Source organism: Streptomyces sp. NPDC060028 (assembly GCF_042736725.1).
GTDB lineage: Bacteria > Actinomycetota > Actinomycetes > Streptomycetales > Streptomycetaceae > Streptomyces.
In genome coordinates this window covers 1-11461 of the sequence record NZ_JBHWVJ010000073.1, presented here as the reverse complement: position 1 = coordinate 11461, position 11461 = coordinate 1, and the positions used below count along the sequence as shown (strand labels likewise).

Below are 11461 nucleotides of genomic sequence, written 5' to 3'. Positions count from 1 at the left end.
GCGTGGAAGTGGTGGAGCCGTGTCCGCAGAGTTGTGAGCCGTGCCCGCAAAGCTGCACGCCCAACTGCGACCCCAGTGTGGAAGTAGTAGAGCCCACCTGACCGCAAAAGCTGTGTGCGATGCCGCAAAGCTGGACACCCGCGCTTTGGGAGCTGCTTTGGTGCGAGTGATCATGACCCCATGAAATTCCGGACCGTCGGGCAGTCTGTGGACCTGCTCGGTAAAGCGCGACGCTGGGGCCGCGCTATTCGAGGCTCGCGCCAACGCGGCTGCCCTTCAGCCGGCCCTGAAGTCGGGGGGCGCCGCCTGGCACGGGCATCGAAGCCGCAGGGCGGGATTGTGCCCGTGGCAGTGGCACCGGGCGAGAGGGGGCGGCGCAGCATTGGTCATGCTGCCGGGGTTCGCTGGTTCTGCGCACCCCGCAGCGACATACAAGTCGTGCTGAACCGGAATCAACCCGCCCGTGGGACAAGGAGCGCGCCTGGTGGCCTGGGTGGCCGACAGGCCCGCTCGGCGAGGCCGCCTGGCGTGCTCAGGCGGGGAGGAAGAACCCGGTGACGTCGGCGAGTAGGCCGTCGCGGTGCACGGCGCTGCTCACGCCAGTCATGAAGGTCTCGCCGTCCGGGCTGATCTGGGTCCAGCGGGCCAGTGACCTGTTGTGGTGGTCGAAGACCTCGTCGATGCGGAAACGGTGTCCGGGGAACGCCCCGGCGAACCCGTTCATGTATGCGTCCAGTTCGGCCAGACCGGCGGCCTCGGTTCCAGGGTCCCGGTAGGTGACGTCGTCCACCGCGACCGCCCCGAGCGCCGCGAGTCGCATCGCGGGGTCGGCCGACCAGCACGCGGCGTAGTCGTTCCAGAGCTGCTGTTGGTCACTCATCGCTGTTCCTCTTCCATGGATTGCTTGAACGTCTTGGTTTGCCTGGCTCCGATCGAGGCCAGGGCTCCCTCTGTGATGGCGTGCAGTTTGGCGGCGGCCGTACCGGAGCGGACGAGGACCAGGAGGCCTTGGTAGAGCGTCAGGAGCTGGGCGGCCGACATCTCGACGTCGAGCTCCGCGGACAGGAGCCGCTGGGCGCGGGCGCGTGTCAGCGCGTCGGCGAAGCCGGACTCGATCACCTCCAGCCCCCTGCGCACTCCGGCCGTGGCCTGCGGAACGGTGAATGACTCCACCGCGGTGTTGGTGAGCAGGCACCCGGGATCGGGTTCCGGGCCGGGGTGCGCCTCGAACGCCGAGGTGAAGAACGAGCGGATGCCGGCCACCGGGTCCCGTGCGTCGCGCAGGTGGACGCGGACCCTGCCCTCGACCACCCGCTCGTTATAGGCGTCCAGCGCGGCACTGAACAGGCCCTCCTTGCTCTGGAACGCCCGGTACAGGCTGCCCGGGTGCATCCCGGTCGCTTCCTCGAGGTCGCGCAGCGAGGCGCCGAGGTATCCGCGACGACGAAACAGGTGCATGGCGGAGGCCAGTACCTCTTCCTGGTCCCAGACCTGTTTACGACCCATCAACGCTCCTCGTAGTTGAACGACCGCTCACAAAATAGCATGCGCGATAACCCCTCCGACACTGCACGCTCCGTCAGATGCCGTAGCCATCACGGGAAGCGGTCAGAACCTCCCTCGTCTGTCCGCCCTCTCCTGCTGTTTGGATGCGTTCCGATGTTTCGACGCGCTTCCGGTCGGTCCCTGTCGTTTCAAGTCCCCTGGTGCGCACGGTTGTTGTGGAAATCGCGGCGCTGGCACGCTGGTTCGCCAGTCACACGCCCGTCCGGAGTTCGCTCCTGTCCGGGAGGCGCTCGACATGGGACCTCTCGGGTGCGCCGCCGCCCTGACGGGTGACGTACGGGGCGAGGGCCCGGACGCCCTTGTCGAAGGTTCCGCGCCCCGCCCGTACGGGAAGTCGCGCCAGTCTTTCGCGGGCCGCTCTGCCGGCCCGTACAGGCGCCGCGGTGACGCCGAGCTGACTCTGCTGCTCGGCGCCCAGCCGCCGAAGTCGCGGTGTTGGGTGGCAGGATGCCGGCCGACGTCCTCGGCGGCGCCGGGTCACCCCGGGGTGGCGTCCTTCAAGCTGGCGCCTTCGGCCAGGAGTTGCTTGAGGTGGCGTAGCGCCGCTGCCACTCCACCGCCCACCCGTGTACGGCGGAGGCTGCGCGCGTACGGGGGCATGAGGCACGAGGCCATTGGCGGCGGGTCAGTTCGCCCCCGGGCCAGGATGGCGATTCCACTCCTGTTCCCGCCTGCGGCGCGCCCCCCGCACCGCCTCCACACCGCGGCGCAGCGGGCTCTCCCACAGGGCGCGGTCTTCCTCGCGCCGGGCCCCCTCGCGCATCCAGTTCCTGTGGTCCCGCCGCCCCGTGGCCACAACGGCCTCACGCCACTTGTCAACCGGTCACCACAGTCTGGTGTGTCCGTCAGCCCCTTCCGTACGAACTCCCACAGCCGCCCAGACCATCGACAGCCGCGGCGACCGACTCTGGGGGCGAAGGCCGCACCAACGACCCCACGGCCGCCAGCACCTCCTCCCGGCTCGGAGCGTACGATCGCCGGCCCGCCCCGCTCGTACCCGTCACCGTGTCCCCGCCCTTCAACGCCCAGCCCTTCCCACGCAACGCCACGACGGGAGGGCCAACGGCACTCCTCAGGAGCGGAAGGTGCGGCGGTAGGTATCCGGGGGCACCCCGACGCTGCGGTGGAAGTGGCGGCGCAGGGTGGTGGCAGTGCCCATACCAGTGGCCACGGCGATGGTCTCCACGGTGGCGTTGGTGGTCTCCAACAGTTCCTGGGCATGGCGGATGCGCTGGGTGTGGAGCCACTGCAGCGGCGTGGTGCCGGTGAGGTGTTTGAAGTGCCGGCCGAGGTGGCGTGAGCTCATGCGGGCCTGGCGGGCCAGGTCCTCCACGGTGAGCGGTTGGTCCAGTCGCTCCAACGCCCAAGGGAAAAGCCCACTCAAGGGGTGGTTGCCTGGGGCGGGGAGGGGGGTGGCTATGAACTGGGCTTGGCCGCCGTCGCGGTGGGGTGGGATGACCAGACGTCGGGCGATCTTGTTGGCGTTGGCCGAGCCGTGGTCGAGGCGGACCAGGTGCAGGCACAGGTCCATGGCGGCGGCCTTGCCCGCGGAGGTGAGGACGTCGCCGTTATCGACGTAGAGGACGTCCGGATCGACGGTGGCCGCTGGGTGGCGCCGCGCCAATTCCCCCGCGTGAGCCCAGTGGGTGGTGGCACGCCTGCCGTCGAGCAGTCCTGCCGCGCCCAAGACGAAGGCGCCCGTGCACAGCGAGGCCACGCGGGCACCGGCCGCGTGAGCGGCGCGCACCGTCTCGACCAGTTCGGAGGGCGGTTCGCGATCCGTGTCGGCCCAGCCGGGGACGATCACCGTGTCCGCGTGCGCGAGGTGGTCGAGTCCGTGGTCGGGTTCAAGGCGGAAACGGTCGACGCGCACCGGGCCGTTCCCGCAGAGGGAGAAGTCGTACCAGGGGTCCACGATGTGGGTCAGGTCGGCCCCGAAGATCTCGAGCGCCACGGACAGTTCGTAGTGGAGCATGCCATCGGTGACGGCCAGCGCGACAGTGAGCATGTCTGAAACTGTACGTGGCATGTCGTTTCCGACGCTCGTGCGAGTGCTGTCTCGAAGACAGGATGTGAGTGTCAGGCCGCAACGGAATCGACATCGCAGCGGGCGTTCGAGTGCACGGGAGCAGTCTCATGGGGTCAGGCCAGATGGTGGCGGTGTTCGGCGCGTACGGTCACACGGGGCGGTTCGTGGTCGCAGAGCTGGCCACGCGTGGGTTCGTCCCGGTGCCATCCGGGCGCAACGCGCAGGCTCTGGAGGAACTGGCCGACGAGCACGGGCTGGAGGCCCGCGTAGCGTCGGTCGAGGACCCGGTTTCGCTGGACCGGGCTCTGGCAGGAACGGCGGCGGTCATCAACTGCGCCGGCCCCTTCGCCTCGACCACCGGCCCCGTCATCGAGGCCGCGCTGCGCGCGGGGATCCCGTACCTGGACGTGGCCGCCGAGCTCGAGGCAAATCTCGACACCTTCGCCCACTACCGCGAGCGGGCCCGGGACGCGGGAGCGGTGATCGTCCCGGCCATGGCCTTCTTCGGCGGTCTCGGCGACCTGTTGGCCACCGCGGCGATGGGCGACTGGACTGAAGCCGACGAGGCCCACATCGCCTACGCCCTCAGCAGTTGGCACCCCACCGCCGGCACCCGGCTCTCGGGCGCGGTCTCCCGCGAGCGGCGCGGCGACCACCGCCTGCGCTACAGCGGCGGACAGTGGGAGCACCGCATCGACCAGGCGCCCACCCTGGAGTGGACCTTCCCGGATCCGATGGGACCCCGGCAGGTGATCGGGGAGTTCACCATGGCGGACGTCGTCACCGTCCCCCAGCACCTGTCCATCCCCGATGTGACCACCTACATGACCGCCGAGGCGGTCCATGACATCGCCGCCCCCCACACGCCGGCCCCGACCGCCGCCGACAAGAGCGGGCGCTCGGACCAGACCTTCCTCGTCGACGCCATCGTGCGCTCGGGCGGAGCCGAACGCCGGGCCACGGCCAGCGGCCAGGACATTTACGCTGTCACCGCGCCCCTTGTCGCGGAGGCACTCGAGCGCGTCCTGACCGGCCGCACCAAGACCATCGGCGTGGCCTCCGCCGGCGAGATTTTCGACGCCCCAGACTTCCTGCACGCCCTCGCCCCGCACATCGCACTCGACCTGAACCCGCAGAAGCAGATCGCCTGACCCCACCCATCCGCTCGGCTGTGGGCGCGCCCTCAGTGAGCCATTACGACATATGCGTCGGCGTCCGCGGGCCGCCCCGGTCATCGCGGCCATCGCTGTCGTCCGTAGGGGCACCGGTAGACGCGTATGGTTGCCGCCCGTGCTGCGACTGCTGCGACTGCTGCGGGTGAGGCCGGATCAGTACGCGTCTACCGTCGGCATCCGACTCGGCGAGGTGCCGATGAACGGCAATCCCATGTATCACTCGACTGCCCTCGCGGTCGGCACGCTGCTCGTGCTGCCCGTCGCCGCGGCGATCCTCGCCGGCCGGACGCCGGGCGGCTTCTACGGACGGCGGCACGAAGACCCGCTACCGACAACCGAACCGCCGAACCGCCGAACCGCCGAACTGAGGGAGTACTACCGCCATGTCCGCCCACCCCACCCGTGCCACCATGACCTTCGACGGTCGCACCCTGTCCTACCTGGACTACGGCGGCTACGGCCGCCCCCTCGTCGCACTGCACGGCCACCTCTCCGAAGGTGCGTCCTTCACTGCCCTGGCCTCCGCCCTCGGTCCTGCGTGGCGGGTGATCGCCCCTGACCAGCGCGGCCACGGAGACTCCGAGCGCGCTCCCGACTACACGCGGACCGGCTACCTCGCCGACCTCCTCGCCCTCCTCGCCCACATCGGCATCGACCGGGCGGTCTTCCTCGGCCACTCCCTCGGCGCGATCAACGCCTACCACTTGGCCGCCCAACGTCCGGAACTGGTCGAGGCCCTGATCAGTGTCGACACCGCCGTCGACCTCCCCGACCACGGAACCAGCCCCCTCGCCTTCGTGCTCAACTTCCCCTACACCGCTGCCACCCGTGAGGAGCTGGCCGCCGCCTGCGGACCCCTCGCTGCCGTTCTCGGCCCCATGCTGCGCCCGCTGCCCGGCAGCGCCGGCTGGCGGCTGCCTTTCCACCCGCAGGACACCGTCGACTCCGAGAACCTTGTCCACGGCGACCACTGGAAACAGTGGCTCGCCACCGACTGCCCCGCGCTCCTGATCCATGGGTTGCGCAGCCAGGTCCTGCCCCCCGAACAGGCCCATGCCATGTGCTCCAGGCGCCCGGGCACGGTCTACCGCCTGCTGGACACCGACCACTTCGTCCAGCAGGCCGACCCCGAGGGCTTCGCCAACGCGGTCCAGGAGTTCCTCGCCGGTATCTGAACCACCCTCATAGGCTGGGCATCGTGTGATGTGCACCGCGTATGCGTCAGTCCGAGCGAACCACCCCCGCCTCGGCCGGGAGTACCGCGGCACCGGGTGCGAGGACGATCCCGCAGGGTCGAGCGCAGCCGCTCGGTCCGCTGGCCGGCTCAGACCGGGTATCTGCTCGACGAAGGGGCGGCGGGGGCACTCGGCGTTCCGGTAGGTGACAGCAACTCCTCCAGTCGGAGCAGGACCAGCGGCAAGTGGGGACACCCAACCCCAGTCGAGGACCAAATTCCGGGGATCACACCCCCAACGCGCTTGACTGCCCGTCACAACATGTGGCGGGCAACGGAGATGAGCGACACCAGGTTCACAAATGCGCAGATTGCGACACCAGCTCTTCGGCGTCTCCGCCGTCGCAGCCACGCTTGCAACCACGCCGGCAGCTGCCGCTGGGAACGTCACGTACTCCAATGTGTACAGCGGACTCTGCCTGGAGAACAGCGGCGAGTCGACAGCCGACGGGGCTCCGGCTACGCAGTGGGGGTGCAACAGATAGGCGCATCAGCAGTGGTACCTCAAAGTGGGGGGTTCCCGGCGAGCTTCCGTCCGGCGCCCGGTGAACCGAGTCGCTTCGCGAGGTGTGCGGCGTAACTGTTTCGACCGTCTGTCCCGCAAGTCCGGGACCTCGCAGTAGCGCTGCTTGGCTGACGTGTCCGTGCGACGCTCCTCCAGGGGGACCAGGCGTTGGACGTTGTCCATGCTCACCGAACTCACCGAACTCGGCGGCCACGTCGCGGAGGCCGCAACCTTCGCGGTACCGCCGCCTGATCGAATTGGCGACTTCGACGCTCGGCCCCTTGTTCTCCTTCTGCTTCGTCTGTTTGTCAGGTGGTCCAACGACACACCGGTCGTGGCGTGGCGGCGCCCGGTGCTGGCCAGCGGGCACGAGGGAGCCTGCTGCGGGACTTGGCGGTCGAGCAGGTCTCATATCTCGATCGAATTCCCGGCGCAGAACACTGGCCAGTCGCCTCGGCCCATGACCTCGGCGGTAATGGCGCGGCGTGTGGCGCCGGGCCAGGATGGTGCCACGCCCCGCAGCCGCCTCACGGAGGGACCCCCGTCATGCCGTACTTCGAGTCCACGACCGATCACACCCGCCTCCACTTCGTCGACTACGGTCCGGTGAGCGGCCCCGTCATCGTCTTCGTCAACAGCTCCTACTTCAGCACCGAGATGTGGGAGTACCAGATGCTGCCGCTGGCGGCCGAGGGGTTCCGGTGCGTGGGACTCGACCGCAGGGGACACGGCAGGTCCGAGGACGTCTGGGGCGGCTTCGACCTCGATACGCTGGCCGGGGACCTGGGCGCCCTGCTCGACCACCTGGACCTGCTCGACGTCACGCTGGTCGGGCACTCTTTCGGCACCGCCGAGGTCGTCCGCCACCTGACCCTCGGCGGTGGTGAGCGGGTGGCCCGGGTTGTTCTCGTCAGCGGAGTGGCGCCGGGGCCGGCCCGGTCTTCGGATCACGCCGAGGGACTGGATCCAGAGCTCATCCGCGCGTTCAACGAGACCTTCCGGCAGGATCGGGCGAAGTTCTTCGCCGATGGGGCGGACGCTTTCTTCGCCCGCCACCTTCCGGGCCCCCCGGTGTCGGACGCGTACGTGGCGCACATGGTGGACCTCTGCCACGGAGCGACGGCACGGGCCGGGACGGCCCTCAACGACCTTCTGCCCTCACTGAACCTCGTACCGGAGCTGGCGAAGATCGACTGCCCGGTCCTCGTCGTGCACGGGTCCGCCGACGCTTCCGCCCCGCTCCAACTCACGGGCCGCCGCGCAGCCGCCCTGATCCCGGGCGCGACACTCCACGTGTACGAGAACGCGGGCCACGGGCTGTTCGCGACCCACGCGGACCGCCTCAACGAAGACCTGCGCACCTTCGCCCGTACCTGAGTACTGTCGTCGAGGGGGAGATTGGTTGGTGTGTCAGATCCGCGGCCGGACCTGGGCACCCCTTCGAAGGGGTGCGGTTCACGGCGGCGTGGGGGAGCCGCGACGTCCTGGACACGGTGCTGGTCCGTCCGGATCTGGTGGCGGAGGTCAGCGCCGATCGGGCCGTTGACCGGGGGGCGCACCCCGCGGGGGCCGCGCGGGGTACCCGGTGGCGCCCTGGGGGCCGCCCAGACGGTGGTGACGTTCCTCGGGCGTGATCGTTTTCCAGTGTATGAAGCCCGTGTCGCGCATGCTAGCCATCGCCCTGTTGGCCGTTGCCCCGCTCACTGTTGCCGTTCCCGCCTTCGCCGACGGCCCCAATGGCCTTGGCGACATCACCGCCGACAAGGTGCCCGAAGGAGCCCTGGCCGGGGCCGCTGGGCAGGTTCGGGGTCGCCAAATTCGCCCAGGATCGTGCAGGGGAGGCCTTCGCCAAGGTGCAGGGCAAGAAGGAAGCGGTAGTCAACTCATAGGCGGCCGCCGGCTGTGCACGAGTCGTGTCGCAGAGACGGCCATGGCGGCCTGGCGGTGGGCGGCCGGCTCTGGCCTCGTCCCGCCGGCGGCGCCGGCCCGGGGCTGTGGTCGCGGGCGCTTGTGGAGGCCACCGACCCGGAGCAGGTGCGTGCCGCGCTGCGGGGCCCCCGATGGGGGTCGGCGTGGCGGCGGACCGGCTGACGGAGGCGTTGGAGGTGCCGGCCGCGGTTGACCGTAGCGGCGGTCGGACACCCTTGGTGGACTGGCGACCCGTGCACACCGCCCGCCCCGGCCGCCGCTCACCGCTCGCCGCCTTCGACCCCCTGGTCCGGGGCCAGGACGGGGTGCTGCTGGCGGAGGCGGGGCGGATCGCGTGGGTGGGCTGGGCCGCGGTGGTGAATTGGCGCCGCCGCCACGGCGACTTCCCGGCCCCGGAGGGCGGCACGGACGTACAGCCCAAGTTCGACCGCCGCGCCGTCGTCGCCTGGCTGCGATCTCTCGGTTTCGTGACAGCGCTGTGAGAGACAGTGCGGGTTTGCGCGTTTTGGTGCTGGTCGGTGGCTGCTGTTTTGGTGTGTGGGGCCACTGTCTTGAGGTGAGAGCCGGTCGCGCTGGAAAAAACTTCGGCCCTTGGTTCAACCCCGGCCCACGTACGGCGCTGTAGTGGGCAGGGCTGCGGCAATGGGTCGTGGCGCGAGGCAGTCGGAGTCGAATCAGTGAGCGTTGAGGTTCTCGCGGTGGGTGGCCCCCTCCTGATCGGGCTGGCTGGGATCATCCTGCGGTCCCGCAGGGGAAGCTCGGGTTTTTGGGATGTGCTGCACGAGCTCGCCCGTGGCCGTGTGAAGGCCGGTCTGGAACGCGAGCGCAGGGCCACCCTGGTCGTGATGCTGGAACGGCTGCCGGAGGCCGGGCTGCGGGTGGAAGATACGGCGCAGGGGCGCCGTACCGTCATCACCGGGGATCTCACCGAGAACAGTCCTCGTCGATGAACGGGCGGCACGAGGGCAGGGGGTGGCATGGCGCCGACTGACGAGGAGTTCGCCCACTTCTTCAACAAGTGGGACCGGCACGTCCGCAGGTATCTGATCTGGTTAGAGGGCGACCTGGGCCTGATCGACGACGCAGCCCAGGAAACGATGATCGCCGCCCACCGGTACTGGACCCGGGTGTCCACGCTCGAGAACCAGAAGGCATGGCTGTTTCGCATCGCCGGCCAGCGGCTGAGTCAGGCACGGCACACGAGGCAGAAACTCGGCTTGATCACAGATCCATGCGAACTACCGGACCACCTCATCGAACGCGACGCCATAGCTCAACGGGTCGACCAGATCGCCATCCTCGAAGCTGTCCGCAAACTGCCGACCCAGCAGGCCACGGCGATGGCCCTTCAGCTTCAGTTCGACCACCCGCTGAGCGAGATCGCGGAGATCATGGAAATCTCCACAGGCTCCGTGAAGACTCACCTTCACCATGCCCGTGCCACCTTGGCAACGCTCCTGGCAGACGTAGACGGAGGTGCGTGATGAGCATCGAAGAGAAGCTGCAGAGCGCCGTGGAAGCGGTGAACGAGCTCTGGACCGATCAAGCCGACACCGAACGACGCCTTGCCTGCCTGCGCGGGCGCATCGCTCGAGAGGCACAGGAGGCAGCACCTGCGCCTCCGAGCCGAAGCACTCGCGAGCGGCCGTTGCACGAGGTCAAGTTCCTCACTGTTGCCGAGGTCGCGTCGGTTATGCATGTCTCGAAGATGACCGTCTACCGGCTCGTACACAACGATCACCTGCCCGCGATCCGCGTCGGCCGCTCCTTCCGCGTACCCGAGAACGCGGTGCACGAGTATCTGCGCGAATCTTGGGCCGACATGGAGTCGGAGGAGGCCGGGTCGACCGATCGGCTACTAGAGCTGTTGGAGGGCAGAGCACGCGAGGAGGGGGACCCGCTGGACAAAGACCGGATCGTGAAGGCGTCAAGGATCGCGCATCTCACCCTGGTCTTCCACTCCGACTTCTGGAACGAGATCCAGGACATGTGCACCCCGGGCGGCGCCGATCTCCCAAAGGAGACCGGACTCGCCCACAGCGTCCTAGGGGACTTCTTGTTGACACGCCCGGACGGCCTCGTCGAGGTGCAGCTGACCGGACGCGAGCTCGCCGAACTCCTCTACTGGACTGCCGACAAGAGGTCGGGCTCTGTAACCCAAAATTTCCTGGGTACGTGGATCTACGACGAGCTCAGCAAGTTGCTGGACCAGATCGACCTGGGGGCAAAGGGCGGCATGCAGCTAAGGGACCTCGTCATCAGCGCATCCTTGGGCATCCGCTGATGGCCAGCGTCCCGGCACGGGAGCCGAACCGACAGGTGTACGAGGACTTGCGGGAGGTCCTGGTCTTGATGCTGCGGACGGAATACGGGATCACCACGAGCCGGTACCACGGCCGGCTGCACCGGGAGCCGGTGCCACTTGCTCCGCCATGACGACCTCGAACAGCGGAGGCCGGGCCGCAAGCTGCCGCGGTGCCATCCCAACTTCGGGACGCCCGACATTGACTTCGACGCGAGTGGCGCTCTCCAGAGCGCGATCGAGGACATGTACCCCCGGACGGCGCCGGGTCTTTAGTCGGCGGTCCGCCCGGTCATCGGAAGTCGGGGGCTTGGGTGTTTCGCGACGCGGGGGGAGGGGTTCTGCATGGTGTCTGGCTGCACGATCTGCGGCTTCAGTTGTATATCGACGGTGGGGTCGGGGATGACGGCGTCGTGTGGGCCGGACTCGACCGAAGCGTGTTGATGCGGCGATCGATGCGGATGAGCTTGGTGAGTGGGGTGAGGACATCGTGGTCCTGTGCGTCATTCTCAGTTTGTGGGGGAACTATCCGATCCCGCTCCGATACACGTGCCACGTCCTCTCTGAGGAGAGTCTCAGGCTGATGGGGAAGGCGTTGCTCCTTGCGAACGGCTATCCCGAGCCCCGTTGGGGTTCCTAAGGGAGTCGCAGCGGACGCCTTTTAACTAGGACCTGTCCGGTCGATCTTTGAGGCTATGGCGTTTGACACCCGTGTATCTCG

General features: G+C 68.6%; 9 protein-coding genes and 1 pseudogene. 7 read left to right on the top strand and 3 right to left on the bottom strand.

Translation table 11 applies throughout. The features are described from left to right. Positions 1 to 532 precede the first annotated feature (532 nt). From ACFWBF_RS28490 to ACFWBF_RS28480, 3 genes are all read right to left on the bottom strand, one after another. On the bottom strand, positions 533 to 880 hold the full coding sequence (locus ACFWBF_RS28490) for a nuclear transport factor 2 family protein (RefSeq protein WP_385606919.1): 348 nt from the start codon (positions 878 to 880) through the stop codon (positions 533 to 535). Continuing rightward, positions 877 to 1506, bottom strand: a complete 630-nt coding sequence (locus ACFWBF_RS28485) for a TetR/AcrR family transcriptional regulator (RefSeq protein WP_385606918.1) — start codon at positions 1504 to 1506, stop codon at positions 877 to 879. Before ACFWBF_RS28485 ends, ACFWBF_RS28490 begins: the two co-directional genes overlap by 4 nt. Before the next feature lie 1132 nt (positions 1507 to 2638). After that, positions 2639 to 3574, bottom strand: coding sequence for a helix-turn-helix domain-containing protein (locus ACFWBF_RS28480; RefSeq protein WP_385606916.1), 936 nt, complete (start codon positions 3572 to 3574; stop codon positions 2639 to 2641). Positions 3575 to 3702: 128 nt separating this feature from the next. Here ACFWBF_RS28480 and ACFWBF_RS28475 point away from each other — a divergent pair, with 128 nt between their 5' ends. From ACFWBF_RS28475 to ACFWBF_RS28445, 7 genes and pseudogenes are all read left to right on the top strand, one after another. After that, positions 3703 to 4746, top strand: coding sequence for a saccharopine dehydrogenase family protein (locus tag ACFWBF_RS28475; protein ID WP_385606914.1), 1044 nt, complete (start codon positions 3703 to 3705; stop codon positions 4744 to 4746). A gap of 407 nt (positions 4747 to 5153) precedes the next feature. Then, entirely contained in the window at positions 5154 to 5945 is a 792-nt protein-coding gene (locus ACFWBF_RS28470; RefSeq protein ID WP_385606913.1) for an alpha/beta fold hydrolase, read from the top strand. Positions 5946 to 7055: 1110 nt separating this feature from the next. Further along, positions 7056 to 7886: an alpha/beta fold hydrolase gene (locus ACFWBF_RS28465; protein ID WP_385606911.1), complete on the top strand. Its 831-nt coding sequence runs from the start codon at positions 7056 to 7058 to the stop codon at positions 7884 to 7886. A 770-nt stretch (positions 7887 to 8656) separates the two neighbouring features. Then, positions 8657 to 8920 (top strand): hypothetical protein, encoded by a 264-nt coding sequence (locus ACFWBF_RS28460; protein ID WP_385606909.1) that lies wholly within the window; start codon positions 8657 to 8659, stop codon positions 8918 to 8920. A 195-nt stretch (positions 8921 to 9115) separates the two neighbouring features. Then, positions 9116 to 9388: a hypothetical protein gene (locus tag ACFWBF_RS28455; protein ID WP_385606907.1), complete on the top strand. Its 273-nt coding sequence runs from the start codon at positions 9116 to 9118 to the stop codon at positions 9386 to 9388. Positions 9389 to 9415: 27 nt separating this feature from the next. Next, positions 9416 to 9922 (top strand): RNA polymerase sigma factor, encoded by a 507-nt coding sequence (locus ACFWBF_RS28450; protein ID WP_385606905.1) that lies wholly within the window; start codon positions 9416 to 9418, stop codon positions 9920 to 9922. A 164-nt stretch (positions 9923 to 10086) separates the two neighbouring features. After that, a pseudogene (locus ACFWBF_RS28445) lies at positions 10087 to 10269 on the top strand (helix-turn-helix domain-containing protein); the annotation flags it as partial. Positions 10270 to 11461 lie beyond the last annotated feature (1192 nt).

Excerpts from the sequence above, each read along its gene's own strand:
- ACFWBF_RS28490 (WP_385606919.1), bottom strand. The coding sequence starts at position 880 with ATGAGTGACCAACAGCAGCTCTGGAACGACTACGCCGCGTGCTGGTCG.
- ACFWBF_RS28485 (WP_385606918.1), bottom strand. The coding sequence starts at position 1,506 with ATGGGTCGTAAACAGGTCTGGGACCAGGAAGAGGTACTGGCCTCCGCC.
- ACFWBF_RS28480 (WP_385606916.1), bottom strand. The coding sequence starts at position 3,574 with ATGCTCACTGTCGCGCTGGCCGTCACCGATGGCATGCTCCACTACGAA.
- ACFWBF_RS28475 (WP_385606914.1), top strand. The coding sequence starts at position 3,703 with ATGGGGTCAGGCCAGATGGTGGCGGTGTTCGGCGCGTACGGTCACACG.
- ACFWBF_RS28470 (WP_385606913.1), top strand. The coding sequence starts at position 5,154 with ATGTCCGCCCACCCCACCCGTGCCACCATGACCTTCGACGGTCGCACC.
- ACFWBF_RS28465 (WP_385606911.1), top strand. The coding sequence starts at position 7,056 with ATGCCGTACTTCGAGTCCACGACCGATCACACCCGCCTCCACTTCGTC.
- ACFWBF_RS28450 (WP_385606905.1), top strand. The coding sequence starts at position 9,416 with ATGGCGCCGACTGACGAGGAGTTCGCCCACTTCTTCAACAAGTGGGAC.